The sequence below is a fragment of the Roseateles sp. NT4 genome (genome assembly GCF_051857475.1).
Classification (GTDB): Bacteria; Pseudomonadota; Gammaproteobacteria; order Burkholderiales; family Burkholderiaceae_C; genus Pelomonas.
In genome coordinates this window covers 456,138-476,915 of the sequence record NZ_JBPZGZ010000004.1, presented here as the reverse complement: position 1 = coordinate 476,915, position 20,778 = coordinate 456,138, and the positions used below count along the sequence as shown (strand labels likewise).

Genomic DNA, 20,778 nt, shown 5'->3' with positions numbered 1-20,778 from the left:
CGACGCGGCACAAGGGCTCATCGCCTGCCTACCATTGCCAGCGCTGCGTCCGTACGACGCGTGGGGAGAGCGCAATGCCTGGTTTGCGAAACAACCGTCTGCTGGCGGGCCTGGGTCTGTCGCTTCTGGCTGGCATCGCCGCGGCCGCGCCGCATTTCACCGCCACGGTGCAGGCCACCAGCGGCACCATGAACATCCCCGGCCAGACCGACTACCAGTCTGGCGCCGGCGCCACACCGCTGACCTTCTCGGCCGCGTCGTCACAGCGCGAGAACTTCGGGCCTGGCGGCATGGCCCAGGCCGAAGGGTCGTCCGCGGCTTTCGCATCGGCGGTGCCTGGGGCGCTGCGCGTGTCAGCGGCCTCCGGCGGCGTGGTCCAGGGCATCGGCAGCTCCAACATGAGTGCCCAGGGCGGCGGCGGCGCGAATGCCAGCCTCGATGACGCCTTCACCATCCTTGCGTCCCAATGCGGCAACCTCGCGGTCTGCGGCAACGGCGCTGTGGGCAGCCTGAGCTTCTCGATCGTCGCGCATGGCCAGATTGGCGGTAGCGGGGGCCCTGCTTCCGGCGTCGGTGGACAGTGGACGGCCGACTTTTCGCTGACGACGGGCTCCGTACCGAATCCTCCGTTGGCCACCAGCGTCGCCTGGCATGCGGATCACGCCATCTCCATGTCCGACAACATCGTGACGAGCGAGTCTTGGCACGACGGCTTCGGTACCAAGACCTTCACTGTCAGCTTCGTCTTCGGAACACCCATCAACCTGCACATGGCGGCCAGTGCCACCTCGCTGGCAGGTGCCAGCTTCATCTACGGCAGCAACTCGGCCGGCTTCGTCACCGACCTGTCCCATACCCTGGGCTGGGGCGGCATCAGCGGCGTCACCGATGCAGCCGGAAATGCCATCGGCTATTCGGCACTCGGAGCGAGCGGCTTCAACTTCGCCCAGCCCTTCACGAGCCCCGTGCCCGAACCGGCATCCCTGCTGATGATGGGCGTGGGCCTGCTGGCCCTGCTGACGCTCAGTAGGAGACGGCCAGGCGCGGCACGTCGACCTTGATCAGGGCCTTGGACAGGGCGCCAGCCGCCGCGCGGGCGTAGTCCAGGGCCCAGGCCTCGTCCGCAAACGCGGCCGGCCCGGCGGCCAGGGCAATGCCGACGAGCTTGTCGGCCAGCAGCACCTTGCCCGAGCCACGCAGGGGCTCGCATTCCAGCCGCACGAAGTTGTCGTCCAGCCAGCGCCGCGCGGCCTCGAAGCTCAGCACCTCGGCGCCGTCGAGCTGAATGTCGACCGGCGCGCCGGTGGCGAAGACGACGGTGATGCGGGCTTGCATGGCCGCCGATTGTGTCAGCGGCGCGCCTTGACCGCCTGGGACAGCACGTCCAGCACGGCGAGGGAGTCGTCCCAACCCAGGCAGGCGTCGGTGATGCTCTTGCCGTATTCCAGTGCGGCGGGGTCGTCCTTGCCCGGCGTGAACTTCTGGGCGCCATCGTTCAAATGGCTCTCCACCATGACGCCGAAGATGGCATTGCTGCCCTCGCGCATCTGGCCGGCGATGTCGCGCGCCACGTCCAGCTGGCGCTGGTGCTGCTTGCTGGAGTTGGCGTGCGAACAGTCCACCATCAGGCGCTGCGGCAGCTTGGCCTTGTCCAGGTCGGCACAGGCTTCGGCGACGCTCTTGGCGTCATAGTTGGGCGCCTTGCCGCCGCGCAGGATGACGTGGCAGTCGGCATTGCCGCGCGTCTCGACGATGGCGACCTGACCATTCTTGTGCACCGACAGGAAGTGGTGGCCGCGGGCCGCAGCCTGGATGGCATCGGTGGCGATCTTGATGTTGCCGTCAGTGCCGTTCTTGAAGCCGATGGGCGCCGAAAGGCCCGAGGCCAGCTCGCGGTGCACCTGGCTCTCGGTCGTGCGCGCGCCGATGGCGCCCCAAGCGATCAGGTCGCCGATGTACTGCGGCGAGATGACGTCCAGGAACTCCGATCCGGCCGGCATGCCCAGGCGGTTGATCTCCAGCAGCAGCTGGCGGGCGATGCGCAGGCCCTCGTCGATGCGGTAGCTCTCGTCGAGGTAGGGGTCGTTGATCAGGCCCTTCCAGCCCACCGTGGTGCGCGGCTTCTCGAAGTAGACGCGCATGACGATCTCGAGCGTGTCGGTGTACTTCTCGCGCTCGACCTTCAGGCGGCGCGCGTACTCGATGGCGGCATTGGGGTCGTGGATGGAGCAGGGGCCGATGACGACGAGCAGGCGGTCGTCCTCGCCGCTCATGATCTTGCGGATGCGCTGGCGGGTGTTGCTGATGAGGCCTTCCATCGCCGTGCCGCGGATGGGAAAGAAGCGGATCAGATGCTCCGGCGGCGGCAGCGGCGTGATGTCGAGGATGCGCTCGTCATCGGTGGCGCTGGTCTTGTCGTCCTGGGAGTACCAGCGCTGGGCTTCGGGTTCGACGGAGGAGACTTTGGCGTTCATCTTCGGGCACCTCAAAAAGAAAAACCGCCGGGCTTTGGGGCCCGGCGGTTCTGGGGAGTTCTGTGTTCAGCGCGCGCGCTCAGGACTCTCCACCGCCGGGGCGGGGAAAAAACCAAAAGCTAAAGAATGCGGCGCTGGACATGGGAACGGAATCTAGCACGCCAGCCGGAATGAGCTTTCGGCAGCGGGCAAGCCCGGCTTGACCCTGGCGAGCGCTTGGCCGCCAATCAATGCCTCGATTACTCGAGACAAGCCATGCAAAGACGCCACGCCCTCGGCGCCGCGGTCACGGGTCTTGCTACGGCCGGTTGCGCCTGCACAACCACGGCAGCTTCTGCCGCGTCGCCCTTCACGGTTGCCCCGCCCTCGGTGCCGATTGCCGGCAGCGCCGAAGTCTTTCCGGTGCGCCGCATCTACTGCATAGGCCGCAACTACGCGGCCCATGCTCGCGAGATGGGTTCGGACCCGACGCGCGAGCCGCCCTTCTTCTTCCAGAAGCCCAGTGACGCCGTTCAGTTCGTCGCGATTGGCAAGACGACCGACCACCCCTACCCGCCGCTGACCAAGAACTACCACTACGAGCTGGAGCTGGTGGCGGCGCTGCACAAGGGCGGCCGCAATGTACCGGTGGAGAAGGCGCTGGACCTCGTCTATGGCTATGCCGTCGGCCTGGACATGACGCGCCGCGACCTGCAGCGCGGCATGGGCGACCAGAAGAAGCCCTGGGAGATCGGCAAGAGTTTCGATCGCTCCGCGCCCATCGGCCCCATCCACCGCGTGGCCCAGGTCGGCCATTTCACGGCCGGCGCCATCACGCTGAAGGTCAATGGCCAGGTCAAGCAGGACGCCAACCTGAACCAGATGATCTGGAGCGTCGCCGAGCAGATCGCCCAGCTGTCCCAGGCCTTCGAGCTGATGCCCGGCGACATCATCTTCAGCGGCACGCCGGAGAACGTGGGGCCGGTGGTGGCTGGGGATTTGATGGAAGGGTCGATTGCGGGCCTGCCGCTGTTGAGCGTGAAGGTGGTGGCCGGATGACCTCCACTGCCTTTCAGGTCGATTTGTTGGCAGTCATGCAGTGCAGCGCGAACATCGCACCAACAGCGTGGCGTCCCCAATGGATCCTGTGCAGAAACGACCAATGCCACAACGCGTCGGCCCCCCGACCTTGGTCCGTCAAGACGAGCCCTGCCTTCACGTCCTCGTAGATGTCCAACAGGTCATCACCGATGTCTCCCATGACAGCCTCGTTTTGCAGCGAGGGATCGGGGTCGAAGAATTCTCGGTAGTGGCAGCCGGCAAACCGAGCAATATTCGCTGCAGCCCTGACAGCTTCTCGCTCAGGCAGATCGGGAAGTCCGTCAGCGTTATCCGCACCGACGTCAGGCAAGGCCAGCGCCGCCGCATGAAGCCTAGCGATCCACTGTCCCGCAGTGGCTTCCGGACTGTCTCCTAGAGACTCACCTTCGCACCACGCACAAAAACCACGAGCAAGTTCGGCGAATCCCGCCTCAGCGACGTCGGAGCGATTCACAGGTGCGTCAGGCTGTCCCGCCCACCGTCAACCCATCAATCCGCAGTGTCGGTTGGCCGACGCCCACCGGCACGCTCTGGCCTTCCTTGCCGCAGACGCCGACACCGGTGTCCAGGGCCATGTCATTGCCGATCATGCTGACGCGGGTCAGGGCGTCGGGGCCATTGCCGATGATGGTGGCGCCCTTGACCGGGTACTGGATCTTGCCGTTCTCGACCCAGTAGGCCTCGCTGGCCGAGAACACGAACTTGCCGCTGGTGATGTCGACCTGGCCGCCGCCGAAGTTGGTGGCGTACAGGCCCTTCTTGATCGACGCGACGATCTCCTGGGGATCGTCCTTGCCGCCCAGCATGTAGGTGTTGGTCATGCGCGGCATGGGCACGTGGGCATAGCTTTCCCGGCGGCCGTTGCCGGTGGGCGCCACCTTCATCAGGCGGGCATTCATCGCATCCTGGATATAGCCCTTCAGGATGCCGTCCTCGATCAGCACATTGCGCTGGCTGGCGCAGCCCTCGTCGTCGACATTGAGCGAGCCGCGGCGGTCGGGGATGGTGCCGTCGTCCAGCACCGTCACGCCCTTGGCCGCCACGCGCTGGCCGATGCGGCCGGAGAAGGCGCTGGAGCCCTTGCGGTTGAAGTCACCTTCCAGGCCGTGGCCGACGGCCTCGTGCAGCAGCACGCCGGGCCAGCCGGGGCCGACGACGACGGTCATCTCACCCGCCGGCGCGGGGCGGCTTTCGAGATTGGTCAGCGCGGCGTGCACGGCCTGCTCGACATAGCTGGCGATCATCTCGTCGGTGAAATAGGCCAGGCCGAAACGGCCGCCGCCGCCGCCCGAGCCCACCTCGCGGCGGCCATTGCTCTCGGCGATGACGGTGATGGACAGGCGCACCAGCGGGCGCACGTCGGCCGCCAGCGTGCCGTCGGCGCGGGCGATCAGCACCACCTCGTGCTCGGCGGCGAGGCCAGCCATCACTTGCGCCACGCGCGGATCCTTGGCGCGGGCCATCTTCTCGGCGCGCTCCAGCAGGGCGACCTTGGCGGCGCTGTCGAGGCTGGCGATGGGGTCGGACACGCCATACAGCTCGCGGCTGCCGGCGACGCGGCCCTGCGAAGGCACCTTCACCTTCTTGCTCTGGCCGGCCGCGGCGATGGTGCGCACGGTGCGGGCGGCGTCCAGGAGCGAGTCCAGCGAGATGTCGTCGGAATAGGCGAAGGCCGTCTTCTCACCGGCCACGGCGCGCACGCCGACCCCCTGGTCGATGCTGAAGGACCCGCTCTTGACGATGCCCTCCTCCAGGCTCCAGCCCTCGGCGCGCGTGGTCTGGAAATAGAGGTCGGCATCGTCGACGCGGTGCTCGGTGATGAGGCGCAGCGCCTGCGAGAGCGAGGCCTCGGTCAGGCCGAAGGGCTCCAGCAGTTGCGAGCGGGCGGTGGCCAGGCGGGCCAGGGTGGGTTCGACGGCGATCATGGCCTGATTCTAGAAAGCTCCCCGTCAGGAGTTGGAAGACATGGCATTGCTTCTTTACCAAGATCATGTCGGCCACGGTTACAAAGGCCTCGTTGTGGACGGGCCCTGCAACCCAACACCCACAAGGAGCCCCGCATGAAGACCGCTCACAAGACCCTGATCGCCCTGCTGGCCCTGGCCGGCGCCAGCGCCTTTGCCCAGACCCCGGGTACCAACACGCCGCGCATCGACAAGCGCGAAGCCAACCAGCAGGCCCGCATCGCCCAGGGCGCTGCCAGCGGCACGCTGACGGCCCACGAGACCCAGCGCCTGGAGAAAGAGCAGGCTCGCGTCGACAACGCCGAGGCCAAGGCCAAAGCCGATGGCACGGTCACCGCCAAGGAGCGCCGCCACATCACGGCCATGCAGGACGGCGCCAGCCGCGACATCCACCGCAAGAAGCACAACGCGCGTGCCGCCAGCGCACCGGGCTGAAATGACCACCCATTACGGCTGCTAACAAATCCGTCCCTGGCAGGCCCCTGCTAGGGATGTTGGCGGGCCCCAGGCCCGGCCAGCATGCGACGCATCGGTATCGAACCGGAGCGCCGCATGAAGTCCTTGCTGATCGCCACGCTGGCCCTGGCCGGCACCAGCGCCGCCCTCGCCTACACCCAGGTCGGCGCCGGCTACAGCCAGCCCGTCTTCCTGACCGCGCCCGTCGGCGACTCGCGACTCTTCGTCGTCGAGAAGGGCGGACTCATCAAGACCCAGGACAGCGGCGGCACGGTCTCCACCTGGCTCAACCTGTCGGGCCAGGTCGACACCGGCGGCGAGCGCGGCCTGCTGGGCCTGGCCTTCGATCCCGGCTTTGCCAGCAACGGCCGCTTCTATGTCGACTACATCGACAAGACGACGCTGAACACCGTCGTCGCGAGCTACACGGTCAACAGCTCGGGCGCCGTGGATCTGGCCAGCGCCAAGACCATCATCACGGTGGCCCAGCCCGCCGGCCGCAACAACCACAAGGCCGGCTGGATAGGCTTCAGCAGCGCCGACCCCGGCCACCTCTACATCGCCACCGGTGACGGCGGCAGCGGCAACGATCCCGACAACAACGCCCAGAATCTGAACAGCAACCTGGGCAAGCTGTTGCGCATCACGCCGAACGCCGCAGGCGGCTACACGGTGCCGACGGACAACCCCTTTGTCGGCGTGGCCGGCAATGACGAAATCTGGGCCTATGGCCTGCGCAACCCCTTCCGCAACAGCTTCGACCGCCAGACCGGCGACCTGTGGATAGGCGACGTCGGCCAGGGCGCGCGAGAGGAAGTCAACTTCGCTTCCGCCGCTGCCGGCCTGGGGCGCGGCGCCAACTACGGCTGGCGGGTGCGCGAGGGATCGATCGCCACGCCCGGCATCAGCGACCCGACCCCGCCCAACTTGACGAATCCGATCTACGACTACGGCCGCGCCAACGGCGACGCCACCGTCATCGGCGGCTATGTCTATCGCGGCGGGGCGGATGCCAGCCTGGAAGGCAAATACGTCTTCGGCGACTTCATCTCCGGCCGCATCTGGAGCTTCAGCAGCGGCACGGTCACGCCGCTGGCGACACCGTTTGGCGGCTCCACGCTGACCAGCTTTGGCGAAGGCGGCGACGGCGCCCTCTACGCCGTCGGCATCAACGGCAACATCTACCAGCTGGCGGCTGCTGCCGTGCCCGAACCCGCGCCGGCCCTGCTGCTGGCCCTGGGCCTGGCCGCCGGCAGCCTGCTCACTCGTCGCCGCCGCGCTTGAGCTTCAGCCCGGCGTTGTAGAGCTGGTTGCGCGGCGCACCAGTGATCTGCGCCGCCAGCGCCACCGCCTGCTTCAGCGGCAGCTCGGCGACGAGCAGGGCCAGCACCCGCAGCGCCTCGGCGGGCAGGTCATCGTCTGCGGCGGCCAGGGGTGTTGCCGCGTGCAGCACGAGGACAAACTCGCCGCGCTGGCGCTGGGCGTCGGCCGCCAGCCAAGCCGGCAAAGTCGCAGCCTCGGCTGTGTGGACGGTCTCGAACTGCTTGGTCAACTCTCGGCCGACCGTCACGCGCCGCGCCGGCGCCAGATCGGCCAGCAGAGCGATGAGGTCTTCGATGCGATGCGGCGCCTCGAACAACACCTGGCTCTGGCCTTCCACGGCCAGCACCGCCTGCAAGACCGTGCGCCGTTCGCCGGCCTTGGTCGGCAGGAAGCCGACGAAGGCAAAACTCGTCGCCGCCGTATCGCCAGCCACGCTCAGCGCAGTTGCCGCGCTGCTTGGCCCCGGCAGCGGCAGCACGCGATAGCCGGCGGCCACCACCTCCTGCACCAGCACGGCGCCCGGATCGGAGATGGCCGGCGTGCCGGCATCCGAAGCATAGGCCACGCGCTCCCCCGCGGCCAGGCGCGCGACGACGCCGGCGCTGCCCTCGCGCTCGTTGTGCTGGTGCACGGCGATCAGTGGCTTGTGCAGGCCCAGATGGCGCAGCAGCGAGCCGCCCTGGCGGGTGTCCTCGCAGGCCAGGGCGTCCACCAGGCCGAGCAGGTGGATGGCGCGCAGGCTCAGGTCGGCCAGGTTGCCGATGGGTGTCGCGACCAGATAGAGGGTGGCGGCCGGATACTGCTGGCCACCGGCCGCGGCCGCTGCGGCCTGGCGCAGCAGGGACTGATCGGAAACAGCAATGTTCAACTGGGGCTCTCGTTCAAAACCGGATACCAAGACGCGCGGTGACGCGGCCGAAGATGCCGCACTCGCTCATCTTCAAACCGCCGGCCTGCGCCTGCTGGAGAGGAATTATCGAGTCGGCGCCGGCCCCAGCCGCCGCGCGGGTGAGGTGGACCTCATCATGGCCGATCGCGACGGCACCCTCGTGTTCGTCGAGGTGCGGGCCCGGGCTGACGATTCCCACGGCGGGGCAGCCGCCAGCGTGACGACCGCCAAGCAGCAGCGCCTCATCTACGCCGCGCAGCACTATCTGCTGCGCCACGCCAGCCCGCCGCCCTGCCGCTTTGACGTGGTCGCCATCGATGGTGACAACCTCACCTGGCTGCGCGCCGCCTTCGATGCGGGTTGACCCTATCATTCGCGCCGCATGATTGAACAACGCATACAACAGCAGTTCTTCGAAAGCGCCGACCTGCTCTACCAAGCCGCCGAGCAGCTGGCACGACCCCTGGCGATGGCCGCACAGATGGTGGTGGACGCCATCACCGGCGGCAATCGCATCCTCTGCGCCGCCCAAGGCCTGGCCAGCATGGATGCCGACTACCTGGCCGCCCGCCTGGCGGGCCGCTTCGAGCAGGAGCGCCCGGGTTTGGCCGCCTGGAGCCTGGCCGCCCAGACCCGCGACGCCGCCGGCCTGGACCTGGCCCGGCTGCTGCAGGCCCATGGCCACCCGGGCGACGTCCTCATCATGATCGAGCCGCTGCGCGAGCAACGCGACGCCTGGTCAGGCGCGCTGGCGGTGGCGCATTCGCAGGAGATGAGCGTCATCGCGCTGACGGGTGGTGCCACCGACGAGTGGCGTGGCCTGCTGCAAGACACCGATATCCAGATTCGCGTCAGCCACGGCCGTGAGCCGCGCGTTATCGAAGCCCAGCGCGTGCTGCTGCACGCCTTGATCGACGCCGTCGACGTGCAATTGCTCGGCAGCGATGAATAACCCGATTGGAAACCTACAGATGAAAAAGCTCAGCCTCGCCCTGACCGCCGCCATCCTCGCCAGCACGCTCGCCACCGGCTGCGCCCCGCTGCTGATCGGCGGCGCCATGGTGGGCGGTGTCAGCGTCGCGACCGACCGCCGCACCTCGGCCACCCAGCTCGAGGACGAGACCATCGAGTTCAAGGCCGGCGCCCGCATCCGCGAGCAGCTCGGCGACAAGGTCCACGTCAACGTCAACAGCTACAACCGCGTCGCGCTGATCACCGGCGAAGCCCGCACCGAAGCCGATCGCGAGGCGCTGGAGCGCATCGTCGGCGGCGTCGAGAACGTCACCCGCGTGGTGAACGAGACGGCCGTCACCATGCTCAGCGCGCTGAGCGGCCGCTCCAACGACGTCGTCCTGAAGAGCAAGGTCAAGGCCTCGCTCATCGACGCGCCCGACCTGCTCAGCAACGCCTTCTACGTCGTCGTCGAACGCGGCGAGGTCTTCCTGCTGGGCCGCGTCACCGAACGCGAAGCCAACCGCGCCACCGACATCGCGCGTGGCGTCAATGGCGTCAAGAAGGTCGTGAAGGTGTTCGACATCATCAGCGAGGACGAACTCGCTCGCATTACGCCTAAAAAGCAGTAAGTCCGAAAGCAGCCACGGAGGCACTGAGACACGGAGAAATTTCTCCGCGCTCCCTCTGTGTCTCTGTGGCGTTGTTTCTTCAGAGGCGCTTGATCAGGCTGGACGTATCCCAGCGCTTCCCGCCCATGGCCTGCACGTCGGCATAGAACTGGTCCACCAGCGCGGTCACTGGCAGGCGTGAGCCGTTGCGGCGCGCCTCGTCCAGAACGAGGCCGAGGTCCTTGCGCATCCAGTCGACGGCAAAGCCGAAGTCGAACTTGCCTTCGACCATGGTCTTGCCGCGGTTGTCCATCTGCCAGCTCTGGGCGGCGCCTTTGCCGATGACCTCGAGCACCTGGGCCATGTCCAGGCCCGCGTTCTGGCCGAAGCGCACGGCTTCGGAGAGGCCCTGCACGACACCGGCGATGCAGATCTGGTTGACCATCTTGGCGAGCTGGCCCGAGCCCGGGCCACCGAGCAGGGTCACGGCCTTGGCAAACGCCAGCGCGATGGGTTTGGCCATGTCGAAAGGCGCCGCATCGCCGCCGCACATCACCGTCAGCGCGCCATTCACGGCGCCGGCCTGGCCACCGGAGACCGGTGCGTCCACGAAGGCGACGCCGCGCTTCGCAGCTTCGGCATGCAGCTCGCGCGCCACGGCCGCCGAAGCGGTGGTGTGGTCGACAAAGATGGCGCCCGAGGTCATGCCGGCCAGAGCGCCGGCCTCACCCAGCACCACCGAGCGCAGGTCGTCGTCGTTGCCGACACAGCAGAACACGAACTCGGCGCCCTTCACGGCCTCGGCCGGCGTGGCGGCAAAGGCGCCGCCATAGTCCTTGACCCAGGCCTCGGCCTTGGCCGTCGTGCGGTTGTAGACCGTGACCTGGTGGCCGGCGCGGGCCAGATGGCCGGCCATGGGATGGCCCATGACGCCCAGGCCCAGGAAGGCGACGCGGCGGGCGGGAACGGGGTCGTAGCTGCGGGTGCTCATGCTCAAAGAATGGTGAGATGTTCGGTGCCGGAGGCGAGGTCGCCGGCGCGGGCACGCTCGCTGTTGAGCTTGATCTGCAGGCGCAGGTCGTTGACCGAGTCGGCGTTGCGCAGCGCGTCTTCATAGGTGACCTTGCCGGCCTCGTACAGGTCGAACAGGGCCTGGTCGAAGGTCTGCATGCCCTGCTCGCGGGAGCGCTTCATCAGCTCCTTGATCTCGCTGATCTCGCCCTTGAAGATGAGGTCGGAGATCAGCGGCGAGTTCAGCAGGATCTCGACGGCGGCGACGCGACCCTTGCCCTCGCGGCGCGGCAGCAGGCGCTGGCTGACGAGGGCGCGCAGGTTCAGCGACAGGTCCATCAGCAGCTGCTGGCGGCGGTCTTCCGGGAAGAAGTTGATGATGCGGTCCAGGGCCTGGTTGGCGCTGTTGGCGTGCAGTGTCGCCATGCACAGGTGGCCCGTCTCGGCGAACGCCACGGCGTGCTCCATGGTCTCGCGGTCGCGCAGTTCGCCCATCAGGATGACGTCGGGTGCCTGGCGCAGCGAGTTCTTCAGCGCGGCTTCCCAGCTGTCCGTGTCCAGGCCCAGTTCACGCTGGGTGACGATACAGTTCTTGTGCGGATGCACGAACTCGATCGGGTCCTCGATGGTCACGATGTGGCCATAGGTCGTCTCGTTGCGCTCGTCGATCATGGCGGCCAGCGACGTGCTCTTGCCCGAGCCGGTGGCGCCCACGACGATGACCAGGCCGCGCTTGTGCTGCACCACCTCGCGCAGCACGACCGGCAGGTCCAGCGACTCGATGGTGGGCAGCGTCGACGGAATCGTCCGCAGCACCAGGCCCACCTGCCCCTGCTGGATGAAGGCATTGACGCGGAAGCGCCCGATGCCATGCGGCGAGATCGCGAAGTTGCACTCCTTGGTGCGCTCGAACTCGGCCGCCTGCTTGTCGTTCATGATGGACCGGGCCAGCTGCAGCGTGTGCTGGCCGGTCAGCGGCTGGGGCGAGACCTTGGTCATCTTGCCGTCCACCTTGATGGCAGGCGGGAACTCGGCCGTCAGGAAGAGGTCGGAGCCCTTGCGCGACAGCATCAGCCGCAGCAGGTCGTTGATGAATTTCGAGGCCTGATCGCGTTCCATGGTGTTTGTCCTTCTCGATCAGCCCGGGAAATTCTCAGGGAACTTCGCCTTCGCTCGAGCTTCGGCGGGAGAAATGATGTTGCGGCGAACCAGGTCGGTGAGGTTCTGGTCCAGGGTCTGCATGCCCTGGCTGTTGCCGGTCTGGATGGACGAGTACATCTGCGCCACCTTGTTTTCGCGGATCAGGTTGCGGATGGCCGAGGTGCCCAGCATGATTTCATGGGCCGCGACGCGGCCCGTGCCGTCCTTCAGCTTGCACAGGCTTTGCGAGATCACGGCCTGCAGCGACTCCGACACCATGGCCCGCACCATTTCTTTTTCAGCGGCCGGGAAGACGTCGACGATGCGGTCCACCGTCTTGGCAGCCGACGAGGTGTGCAGGGTGCCGAACACCAGGTGACCCGTTTCCGCCGCGGTCAGCGCCAGGCGGATGGTTTCCAGGTCGCGCATTTCGCCGACCAGCACGCAGTCCGGGTCTTCGCGCAATGCCGAGCGCAGCGCGTTGCTGAACGAGTGGGTGTGCGGGCCGACCTCGCGCTGGTTGATCAGGCTCTTCTTGGACTCGTGCACGAATTCGATCGGGTCCTCGATGGTGAGGATGTGGCCGTATTCGTTCTCGTTGAGGTGGTTGACCATGCCGGCCAGCGTCGTGCTCTTGCCCGAGCCGGTCGGGCCGGTCACCAGCACCAGGCCGCGCGGCCGCAGCGCCAGCTCGGCGAAGACCTTGGGCGCGTTGAGCTGCTCCAGGCTCAGGATCTTGCTCGGAATGGTCCGGAACACGGCGCCGGCGCCGCGGTTCTGGTTGAAGGCATTGACGCGAAAGCGCGCCAGGCCCTGGATCTCGAAGGAGAAGTCGACTTCCAGCGTGTCCTCGTACACCTTGCGCTGGGAGTCGTTCATGATGTCGTAGACCATGTCATGGACCGCGCGGTGGTCCAGGGCCTCGACATTGATGCGGCGCACGTCGCCGTGCACCCGGATCATCGGCGGCAGGCCGGCCGAGAGGTGCAGGTCGGAGGCCTTGTTCTTGACCGAGAATGCCAGCAGCTGAGTGATGTCCATGATGTTCCGTGGAGTGCTCGGACCATTATGGCGATCTCCGACTCCCTGAAATCCGTCAAAAACCGCATCGATGCGGCTTGTGTCGCAGCCGGCCGTCCACCCAACGAGGTACAGCTCCTCGTCGTCAGCAAGACTTTCCCGGGTTCCGACGTGCGCCAGGCCTTCGCCGCCGGGGCCCGTTCCTTCGGTGAAAACTATGTCCAGGAAGGCCTGGCCAAGGTGGCTGAGCTCGACGATCTGCGTGGCCAGATCGCCTGGCATCTGATCGGCCCCCTGCAGTCCAACAAGACCAAGCCCGTGGCCGAGCAGTTCGACTGGGTGCACTCGGTGGACCGGCTCAAGATCGCCCAGCGCCTGTCGGAGCAGCGTCCGCCCGGGCTGGCGCCGCTGAACGTCTGCCTGCAGGTCAACATCAGCGCCGAGGCCAGCAAGAGCGGCCTGCTGCCGGCCGAGGTCGGCCCGCTGGCCGCCCAGGTCGCTGCCCTGCCTGGGCTCAAGCTGCGCGGCCTGATGGCCATCCCCGAGCCCGGTCCCGGCGCCATGGCCCAGCATCAGGCCATGGCGGCACTGTTCCAGGCCCTGAAGGCCGAGGGCCTGGGCATCGACACCCTGTCCCTGGGCATGAGTGCCGACCTGGAGGACGCCATCCGGGCCGGATCGACCATGGTGCGCGTCGGCACCGCCGTCTTCGGCGCGCGGTGAGCGCCGAGCCGCCCCGCTACCGCAGGCTGGCCGACGAGCTGGTCCGACTCATCCACGCCGGCGCCCTGCGCCCCGGCGACCGCCTGCCCTCGGTGCGCCAGACCCAGGCCAGCCGCGGCTGCAGCGCAGCCACCGTCTTTCAGGCCTATCACCGCCTCGAGTCCCTGGGCCTGGTGCGGGCGGCCGAGCGTTCCGGCTATTTCGTCGCGCCGGTGGCAGCACCGTCCGCAGTCCGTCTGCAGGAACCTCAGCCCGTGGCCGTCAGCGAGCTGGTCTTCCAGCTGCTGGGCACGGGCGGCCATGCGGTCCACGCGGCGCTGGGTTCGGCCTTCCCCAGCCCGACACTCTTCCCTTTTGACAAGCTGCGCAGCGCCCTCAGCGCCGGCAGCCGTCAGCTGGACCCTGCCGAACTCACCCAGCAGCTGCCGGGCGGTCACGAGGGCCTGCGGCGCCAGATCGCGCTGCGCTATCTGCGGCTGGGCATGAGCATCACGCCCGACGAGATCGTGCTGACCGATGGCGCGCTGGAGGGGCTCAACCTGTCGCTGCAGCTGCTGACCCGCCCGGGCGACGCGGTGCTCGTCGAGGCGCCCTGCTTCTACGCCGCGTTGCAGGCACTGGAGCGCCTCGGGCTGCGCGCCGTCGAGGTGCCCGCCGACCCTGCCGAAGGCGCCGACCTGGGCGCGATGGCCGAATTGATCGAGCGCCACTCACCCAAGGCCTGCTGGCTGATGACCAGCTTCCAGAACCCGCTGGGCAGCCTGATGCCGCCTGACAAAAAGCGCGCCCTTGTCGAGCTGCTGGGGGCGCAAGGCATCCCGCTGATCGAGGACGACGTCTATGCCGAACTGCAGCACCAGGGCACGCCGCCGCTGCCGGCCAAGGCCTTCTCGACCCGGGGCGAGGTGCTGCATGCCGGCTCGTTCGCGAAGACGCTGGCACCGGGCTACCGCGTCGGCTGGGTGGCCGCCGGCCGCTTCGCTCCGGCGCTGCGGCGCGCCAAGCTCAGCCAGAGCCTGTCCGGCTCCTGGCCGGCCCAGGCCGCCATTGCCCACTACCTGGAAGGCGTTGACTACGAGCGCCATCTGCGGGCGCTGCGCCGCGCCCTGGCCGCGCAGCAGCGGGCCCTGCGCAGCGCGGTGCTGGCGCACTTCCCGCCCGGCACGCGCGTGACCCCGCCACAGGGGGGCTATTTCCTGTGGGTCGAGCTGCCACCGGGCCACGACAGTCTGGCCCTGCAGTCCGCCGCGCTGCTGGAGGGCATCAGCCTGGCGCCTGGCCCGCTGTTCTCGGCCAGCGGCGGCTTCCGGAACTGCCTGCGCCTGAATTCCGGCCAGCCCTGGACACCGGCGCTGGCCGCTGCCGTGGCCCGACTGGGCGAACTGATACGGTCGCAGACGATCTGATCTGCTCCTTACCGGCCGGCCGCCGCCCAGGCAAGATGCCGGGCCATGCGCTCAACGATCCGCCTGCTCGCCGCCGCACTGGGACTGGCCGCCCTGACGGCCCAGGCCCAACCCGTGCCCGACAGCCTGGCGCAGCGGGCCCTGGCCTGCACCGGCTGCCACGGCAAGGAGGGCCGCGCCGCTCCTGACGGCTACTACCCCCGCCTGGCGGGAAAACCGGCCGGCTATCTCTACAACCAGCTGCTGAACTTCCGCGATGGCCGGCGCGACTACGGCCTGATGAGCGAACTCATTGGGCCCCTGTCCGACGCCTATCTGAAGGAGCTGGCCGGCCATTTCGCGTCCCTGGACCTGCCCTATCCGCCGCCCCAGCCAGCCGCGCTGCCCGCCGCCGAGCTGGCCCGCGCCGAAGGCCTGATCCGCAGCGGCGACGCGGCCCGCAAGCTGCCCGCCTGCGTCGCCTGCCATGGCGAACGCCTGACCGGCACCCAGCCCGCCGTCCCCGGCCTGCTCGGCCTGTCGCGCGACTATCTGAACGGTCAGCTCGGCGCCTGGCGCAGTGGCCAGCGGCGCGCCCAGGCGCCGGATTGCATGGCCCAGATCGCCAAGACCCTGACCGAAGGCGAGATCAACGCCATCACGCAGTTCCTGGCCGCCCGGCCGCTTCCGGCCGACCCGCATCCTGCGGCCACCCTGCCCAGCCCGCCACCCATCCGCTGCGGCGGCATCCAGCCATGAAGCGGCTGCTCATCGGCCTCATCGTACTGGCCACCTTGGTCACGGCGGCCGGCTTCGGCCTGCTGGCCTGGCAGCGCGGCCTGGGCGACGCAACGCCCGCGTCAACGGCACCGGTCAAGCTCGAACGCGGGGCCTATCTCGCCGCCGTCGGCAACTGCGCCGGCTGCCACACGGCCCGCGGCGGCCAGCGCCTGGCCGGTGGCCGCGCCATCCCGACGCCCTTCGGCACGGTCTTCTCCTCCAATCTGACACCCGACACCACGGGCCTAGGCGGTTGGAGTTCCGGCGACTTCTGGCAGGCCCTGCATCTAGGCCGCAGCCGCGATGGCCGCCTGCTGGTGCCGGCCCATCCGGTCACCAACACGACGCTGATCAGCCGGGAGGATGCCGACGCCCTGCATGCCTGGCTGCAGGCGCAGCCGGCAGTCGCAGCCCCGCGTCGCGAACACGAGTTGCGCTGGCCTTACGGCAGCCAGCTCGCCATCGCCGCCTGGCGAGCGCTCTACTTCAAGCCCGGCAGCTACCAGCCCGATCCGGCCCGTGACGCGGCCTGGAACCGTGGCGCCTACCTGAGCCAGGGCCTCGCCCACTGCAGCGCCTGCCATGCCGGCCGCAATGCGCTCGGCGGCGATCGCGGCGCCGCCGACTTCCGCGGTGGCCTGCTGAGTGGCCTGGGTTGGGTCGCCCCATCCCTGCATGACCCCGCCGAGGCCGGCGTTCAGCGCTGGCCCGACGCAACGCTGCAGCGCTGGCTGCGCGACGGCCATGTCGAGGGCCACGGCGCCCTCGGCCCCATGGGCGAAGTCATCCTCGGCAGCACGGCCGCCCTGAACGACGGCGACCTCGCCGCCATGAGCGCCTATCTGCGCGCCCTGCCCGAACAGATGGTGTCCAGGCCCGAGGCGGCCACCTCCAACCCGCGCCGGCGCGAACGCGGCGCTGGCCTTTACCGCGAGCATTGCGCGGCCTGCCATGGCGAACGCGGCGAAGGCCGGCGTGACGAGAGCGGTGCCCCGGCCTACCCGGCCCTGGCGGGCAGCCGAATCGTGACCCAGGCCAGTGCAGCCAACCTGATCCGCGTCATCGAGCGCGGCGGCTTTGCACCGGCCACGCCCGGCCACCCGCGTCCCTATGGCATGCCGCCTTTTGCGGGCGTGCTCGACGCCGAAGACCTGGCCGCCCTGGCCAGCCATCTGCGCCAGTCCTGGGGTCACCGGGCCGGCGAGATCGATGCCGTCGAGGTGCTGCGGCTGCGCGCCGCCGCGGCCCAGCACTGAGCGCTGCGGTGCTCGAAAGGCGCGTTGCCGCTCTGTAAACCCGTTGCAGGCAAGCCCCGGGGCGTGGGAGCCGACGTGAACGTTTTCACGCAAGCCTGCTGCAAGCATGAAGCAAATGGTCACAGGTCGCGACACACTGCGCGCCGGCCCCTGGGTAGGGCCGCAAAAACAGGGCCGACAGGCCTACAGTCGTCGTTGAATCAAGAGTGGCAGCCCGCCGCCGATACCCGAGATCACAGGACAAGGACCTGAACAGCATGAACTTCCTGACGCAATTGCGCATCGGCCAGCGCCTTTTGGTGAGCTTCGGTCTGCTGATCGTGCTGCTGATCTTCATTGGCTTCTTCGGCGGCAAGAGCGCCAACAGCCTGGCCCAGGATCTGGACCGCACGGCGAACTCCAGCCTGGTCAAGATCGGCGCCGCCAACGGCCTGGAAAGTCAGGTCAACATCATTTCGCGCGCCGTGCGCGATCTGCTGCTGCTGGACACCGCCGGTGCCATCAAGAAGCAGAAGAAGGCCATCGCCGACGCCCTGGAAGAGGGCGAGAAGCAGCTCAAGAGCCTGGAAGAAGCGGTCGCCGACGACGCCGAGAAGGCCGCAGTCGCCGACGTGCGCGGCCACAAGACCAAGTTCCTGGCTGCCCTCGAGAAGTTCCAGAAGGTCCAGGCCGACGGCACGCCCGACGAGGCCCGCGAAAGCCTGATCACCGATCTGCGCCCGGCCCAGGCCGCCCTGCAGGAAGGCCTGAAGAAGCTGGTGGACATGCAGTTCGAGAACGGCAAGGCCCTGGCCACCGCCGGCAACGAGCGCGCCCGCAATGCCGTCATGCTGACTGTCGTGCTGGTTGTCGCCGCCGTTGCCCTCGGCGTGGGTGGCTTCCTGGTCATTTCGCGCTCCATCGTCGGCCCGGCCCGCAAGGCCCAGCTCGCCGCCGAAGCCATCGCCGCCGGCGACCTGACGCAAGACATCCAGGTCGAAGGCCGTGACGAGCTGAGCCAGATGCTGCAGGCCATGAAGGACATGCAGACCGCCCTGTCCGGCGTGGTGCGCGACGTGTCCACGGCCGCCAGCGAAGTGGCCCAGAACTCCGGCTCCATTGCCGACAGCAATTCCAACCTGGCCGAGCGCACCACCCGCTCCGCCGCCAGCCTGCAGAACACCGCCGCCTCGGTGGAAGAGATTGCGTCCACCCTGAAGGGCGCCAGCGACCTGACCCGCCGCGCCGCCGGCATCGCCGTGACGGCCCGCCAGTCGGCCAGCAACGGTGGCGCCGTCGTCGCCAAGGTCGTCGAGACCATGGAAGAGATCAGCGCCAGCTCTAAGAAGATCGGCGACATCATCGGCGTCATCGACGGCATCGCCTTCCAGACCAACATCCTGGCCCTGAATGCCGCGGTGGAAGCCGCCCGTGCCGGCGAACATGGCCGCGGCTTCGCCGTGGTGGCCGCCGAAGTGCGGGCCCTGGCCCAGCGCTCGGCCGGTGCCGCCAAGGAAATCAAGGTGCTGATCCAGGAATCGACGGTGAAGGTCGAGAACGGCACCACCCTGGTCAACAACGCCGGCGTCACCATCCGCAGCGTTGTCGACGAAGTCAACAACATGGGCCAGCTGATCGAAGAGATCTCGCACTCGGCCCAGGAGCAGGCCACGGGCGTGGGCGTCGTCAACGGCGCCATGAACGAGCTCGACAAGGCCACCCAGCAGAACACCAGCCTGGTCGGCGATCTCAGCCGCTCGGCCGACGCGCTGCGCGACAGCTCGACCCGCCTGATCGAGGCGGTCGGCTTCTTCCGCGCCGCCTGAACCCCATCACCCACTTCCCGAGGTTCGCCATGTCACTCCTGCGTTCCGCCACCGTCCTCGCCGCCAGCCTGATGCTGGCCCTTGCCGCCCAGGCCACGCCCAAGGTCGTCAAGAAGGTGCCGCCGGAGTTCCCGGCAGAGGCCACCAAGAAGGGCATTTCCGCTGGTTCGGTCAAGGCCAAGCTGACCATCGAAGCCGACGGCAAGGTCAGCGACGTCGAGATCGTTGAAGCCGAACCCAAGCGTGTCTTCGACCGCGCCGTGAAGTCCGCGCTGATGGAGTGGAAGTTCGAGCCGGGCGAAAAGGGCACCCACGAAGTCAAGCTCGTCTTCAAGAACGAAGACTAAGGCCGGACAGAAACGCCGCCTGCGCGGCGTTTCTCGCCTGCCTGAGGACTTCCGGCATGCAGGCCGGAAGGCATGAGCAGCAGCTAGCGCCTAGCGCCGCATCGCCGCGGGCACTTCCACGCCCCGCTCTGCGGACCAGTGCATCCCGCCCAGCACCAGCATCACCGTGACCACGGCGCCACCGGCCATCAGGCCCAGGCGCCGTTTCTTTTGGGCCTGGCGGGCGCGGATGCGGGCACCGCCATTGGCTTCGCGCAGCGCCGAACTGAGGTGACGCGGCAGGCGCCGGAGATTCACGGCCTGCTTGCGGCCGTCACGCCCCGTCACAATTTCAAAGCTCAGCGGCTCATCGGGACGCGGTCCCTCACCATCGGTCGGGAAGGCGGTCAGGCCGACAAACACCTCTTCCCCACCACCAATCGGCCGGATGGCGCCATAACCCGCATCGTGGTTCCAGGCGCTCAGCACTCCTTCGAATCTCATATGGACCTCAACGACTACCCCTAAATATTGGGGGAGGTCGCGGGGGTGGCCGAAACCGGATGTAAGCCCCCGACAATCCGCCCTTCCCTCACTTCAGCCCGTTCAGCGCATGCCCATCAACTGGTTCCCCGGCCATATGAATTCCACCCGCCAGGCGATCAAGGATCGCGTCAAGGCGGGGCTGGATGTGGTCATCGAGCTGCTCGATGCGCGCCTGCCGGGGTCCAGCAGCAACCCGCTGCTGGCGGCACTGACCACGGGCCGCCCCTCGCTGAAGGTGCTGAACAAGCAGGACCTGGCCGACCCGACCCAGACCGCGGCCTGGCTGGACTTCTACAACGCGCAGGCGCACACCCGCGCGATTGCGCTGGACGCCGGCGAGAAGGCGCCGGCGCGTGCCCTCATCAAGGCCTGCCGCGAACTGGCACCGCTGCGCGGCGACATGCACAAGCCACTGCGCGTGCTGATCTGCGGCATCCCCAACGTCGGCAAGAGCACGCTGATCAACACCCTGGTGGGCAAGCGCGCCGCCAAGACCGGTGACGAGCCCGGCATCACCAAGCTGGAACAGAAGTTCGTGCTGGAGAACGGCTTCTACCTGTTCGACACGCCCGGCATGCTGTGGCCGCGCATCGCCATCGAGCAGAGCGGCTACCACCTGGCCGCCAGCGGCGCCATCGGCCGCAATGCCTTCGACGAGGAAGAGGTGGCGCTGGAGCTGATCGCTGTGCTGAAGCGCCACTATCCCGAGCGGCTCAAGGAGCGCTATGGCCTGGCCGAGCTGGGCGCCGACTACGCCGTGCTGGAGGCCATCGGCGTCAAGCGCGGCGCCAAGATCCGCGGAGGTGCCGTGCAGATGCACAAGGCCGCCGAAGCCGTGCTGATGGACTTCCGCGGTGCGTCCCTGGGCCGCATCACGCTGGAGACGCCCGAGGAGATGAGCGCCTGGCGCCGGGCCGCCGCCGACGAAGAGGAGCGCAAGGCTGCTGCGGCGGAAGCCGCGCGCCTAGCCGACAAGGAAAGGCGCAGCGGCAAGCGAGCGTCGTCCTCTGGCGACGCGTAAATCCCCGACCTTGACCG

The 20,778-nt window shown here is 68.1% G+C and carries 23 protein-coding genes; 14 read left to right on the top strand and 9 right to left on the bottom strand.

Features of this window, described 5'->3' with window-relative positions:
- Positions 1-74: 74 nt before the first annotated feature.
- Positions 75-1,061 (top strand): PEP-CTERM sorting domain-containing protein, encoded by a 987-nt coding sequence (locus ACS5PN_RS25330; protein ID WP_439466798.1) that lies wholly within the window; start codon positions 75-77, stop codon positions 1,059-1,061.
- On the opposite strand, the gene ACS5PN_RS25325 is transcribed toward ACS5PN_RS25330, so the two are convergent.
- On the bottom strand, positions 1,024-1,335 hold the full coding sequence (locus tag ACS5PN_RS25325; RefSeq protein ID WP_439466797.1) for a hypothetical protein: 312 nt from the start codon (positions 1,333-1,335) through the stop codon (positions 1,024-1,026). The genes ACS5PN_RS25330 and ACS5PN_RS25325 overlap by 38 nt on opposite strands.
- A 14-nt stretch (positions 1,336-1,349) precedes the next feature.
- Positions 1,350-2,474, bottom strand: a complete 1,125-nt coding sequence (locus tag ACS5PN_RS25320; protein WP_439466796.1) for a 3-deoxy-7-phosphoheptulonate synthase — start codon at positions 2,472-2,474, stop codon at positions 1,350-1,352.
- Between the two features lie 255 nt (positions 2,475-2,729).
- Between ACS5PN_RS25320 and ACS5PN_RS25315 the strand changes: the two genes are divergently transcribed.
- Complete coding sequence (locus ACS5PN_RS25315) at positions 2,730-3,512, top strand: fumarylacetoacetate hydrolase family protein (protein WP_439466795.1); 783 nt, start codon at positions 2,730-2,732, stop codon at positions 3,510-3,512.
- A gap of 13 nt (positions 3,513-3,525) precedes the next feature.
- On the opposite strand, the gene ACS5PN_RS25310 is transcribed toward ACS5PN_RS25315, so the two are convergent.
- Together ACS5PN_RS25310 and tldD are read right to left on the bottom strand one after the other, a co-directional pair.
- A complete protein-coding gene (locus tag ACS5PN_RS25310; protein ID WP_439466794.1) occupies positions 3,526-4,008 on the bottom strand; it encodes a DUF5063 domain-containing protein in 483 nt (160 codons plus the stop codon).
- Between the two features lie 7 nt (positions 4,009-4,015).
- Positions 4,016-5,479, bottom strand: coding sequence for a metalloprotease TldD (gene tldD, locus ACS5PN_RS25305; RefSeq protein ID WP_439466793.1), 1,464 nt, complete (start codon positions 5,477-5,479; stop codon positions 4,016-4,018).
- A gap of 135 nt (positions 5,480-5,614) precedes the next feature.
- On the opposite strand from tldD, the gene ACS5PN_RS25300 reads away from it, so the two are divergent.
- Positions 5,615-5,953, top strand: a complete 339-nt coding sequence (locus tag ACS5PN_RS25300) for a hypothetical protein (RefSeq protein ID WP_439466792.1) — start codon at positions 5,615-5,617, stop codon at positions 5,951-5,953.
- 117 nt (positions 5,954-6,070) lie between these two features.
- Positions 6,071-7,258 carry a PQQ-dependent sugar dehydrogenase gene (locus tag ACS5PN_RS25295; protein ID WP_439466791.1) on the top strand — a complete coding sequence of 396 codons (1,188 nt, stop codon included), beginning with the start codon at positions 6,071-6,073 and terminating at the stop codon, positions 7,256-7,258.
- On the opposite strand, the gene rsmI is transcribed toward ACS5PN_RS25295, so the two are convergent.
- Positions 7,236-8,159: a 16S rRNA (cytidine(1402)-2'-O)-methyltransferase gene (rsmI, locus tag ACS5PN_RS25290; RefSeq protein ID WP_439466929.1), complete on the bottom strand. Its 924-nt coding sequence runs from the start codon at positions 8,157-8,159 to the stop codon at positions 7,236-7,238. The two genes, ACS5PN_RS25295 and rsmI, sit on opposite strands and share 23 nt — an antisense overlap.
- Here rsmI and ACS5PN_RS25285 point away from each other — a divergent pair.
- Genes ACS5PN_RS25285 through ACS5PN_RS25275 form a run of 3 tightly spaced genes read left to right on the top strand, consistent with a single transcriptional unit; the run spans position 8,158 to position 9,769 of the window.
- Positions 8,158-8,550, top strand: a complete 393-nt coding sequence (locus tag ACS5PN_RS25285) for a YraN family protein (protein WP_439466790.1) — start codon at positions 8,158-8,160, stop codon at positions 8,548-8,550. The genes rsmI and ACS5PN_RS25285 overlap by 2 nt on opposite strands.
- 18 nt (positions 8,551-8,568) lie before the next feature.
- A complete protein-coding gene (locus tag ACS5PN_RS25280; RefSeq protein WP_439466789.1) occupies positions 8,569-9,138 on the top strand; it encodes an SIS domain-containing protein in 570 nt (189 codons plus the stop codon).
- A 19-nt stretch (positions 9,139-9,157) separates the two neighbouring features.
- Entirely contained in the window at positions 9,158-9,769 is a 612-nt protein-coding gene (locus tag ACS5PN_RS25275) for a BON domain-containing protein (protein WP_439466788.1), read from the top strand.
- A 79-nt stretch (positions 9,770-9,848) separates the two neighbouring features.
- On the opposite strand, the gene ACS5PN_RS25270 is transcribed toward ACS5PN_RS25275, so the two are convergent.
- The 3 genes from ACS5PN_RS25270 to ACS5PN_RS25260 are packed head-to-tail and all read right to left on the bottom strand — an operon-like array spanning position 9,849 to position 12,940.
- Complete coding sequence (locus ACS5PN_RS25270; RefSeq protein WP_439466787.1) at positions 9,849-10,739, bottom strand: NAD(P)-dependent oxidoreductase; 891 nt, start codon at positions 10,737-10,739, stop codon at positions 9,849-9,851.
- A 2-nt stretch (positions 10,740-10,741) separates the two neighbouring features.
- Positions 10,742-11,878, bottom strand: a complete 1,137-nt coding sequence (locus ACS5PN_RS25265) for a PilT/PilU family type 4a pilus ATPase (protein ID WP_439466786.1) — start codon at positions 11,876-11,878, stop codon at positions 10,742-10,744.
- An 18-nt stretch (positions 11,879-11,896) separates the two neighbouring features.
- Positions 11,897-12,940, bottom strand: coding sequence for a type IV pilus twitching motility protein PilT (locus ACS5PN_RS25260; protein WP_439466785.1), 1,044 nt, complete (start codon positions 12,938-12,940; stop codon positions 11,897-11,899).
- Between the two features lie 27 nt (positions 12,941-12,967).
- Here ACS5PN_RS25260 and ACS5PN_RS25255 point away from each other — a divergent pair, with 27 nt between their 5' ends.
- The 6 genes from ACS5PN_RS25255 to ACS5PN_RS25230 all read left to right on the top strand — a co-directional run bounded on the left by ACS5PN_RS25255 (position 12,968) and on the right by ACS5PN_RS25230 (position 19,215).
- The gene (locus ACS5PN_RS25255) at positions 12,968-13,642 is read left to right on the top strand and encodes a YggS family pyridoxal phosphate-dependent enzyme (protein WP_439466784.1); all 675 of its coding nucleotides are present in this window, start codon (positions 12,968-12,970) and stop codon (positions 13,640-13,642) included.
- The gene (locus ACS5PN_RS25250; RefSeq protein ID WP_439466783.1) at positions 13,639-15,048 is read left to right on the top strand and encodes a PLP-dependent aminotransferase family protein; all 1,410 of its coding nucleotides are present in this window, start codon (positions 13,639-13,641) and stop codon (positions 15,046-15,048) included. Before ACS5PN_RS25255 ends, ACS5PN_RS25250 begins: the two co-directional genes overlap by 4 nt.
- A 45-nt stretch (positions 15,049-15,093) precedes the next feature.
- Complete coding sequence (locus ACS5PN_RS25245) at positions 15,094-15,786, top strand: c-type cytochrome (protein ID WP_439466782.1); 693 nt, start codon at positions 15,094-15,096, stop codon at positions 15,784-15,786.
- Positions 15,783-17,063 carry a c-type cytochrome gene (locus ACS5PN_RS25240; protein ID WP_439466781.1) on the top strand — a complete coding sequence of 427 codons (1,281 nt, stop codon included), beginning with the start codon at positions 15,783-15,785 and terminating at the stop codon, positions 17,061-17,063. Before ACS5PN_RS25245 ends, ACS5PN_RS25240 begins: the two co-directional genes overlap by 4 nt.
- Positions 17,064-17,320: 257 nt before the next feature.
- Complete coding sequence (locus tag ACS5PN_RS25235) at positions 17,321-18,868, top strand: methyl-accepting chemotaxis protein (RefSeq protein ID WP_439466780.1); 1,548 nt, start codon at positions 17,321-17,323, stop codon at positions 18,866-18,868.
- Positions 18,869-18,897: 29 nt separating this feature from the next.
- Positions 18,898-19,215 carry an energy transducer TonB gene (locus ACS5PN_RS25230; protein ID WP_439466779.1) on the top strand — a complete coding sequence of 106 codons (318 nt, stop codon included), beginning with the start codon at positions 18,898-18,900 and terminating at the stop codon, positions 19,213-19,215.
- Positions 19,216-19,305: 90 nt separating this feature from the next.
- On the opposite strand, the gene ACS5PN_RS25225 is transcribed toward ACS5PN_RS25230, so the two are convergent.
- Complete coding sequence (locus ACS5PN_RS25225; protein ID WP_439466778.1) at positions 19,306-19,698, bottom strand: cold-shock protein; 393 nt, start codon at positions 19,696-19,698, stop codon at positions 19,306-19,308.
- A gap of 109 nt (positions 19,699-19,807) precedes the next feature.
- Here ACS5PN_RS25225 and ylqF point away from each other — a divergent pair, with 109 nt between their 5' ends.
- Positions 19,808-20,761, top strand: a complete 954-nt coding sequence (ylqF, locus tag ACS5PN_RS25220; RefSeq protein WP_439466777.1) for a ribosome biogenesis GTPase YlqF — start codon at positions 19,808-19,810, stop codon at positions 20,759-20,761.
- Positions 20,762-20,778 lie beyond the last annotated feature (17 nt).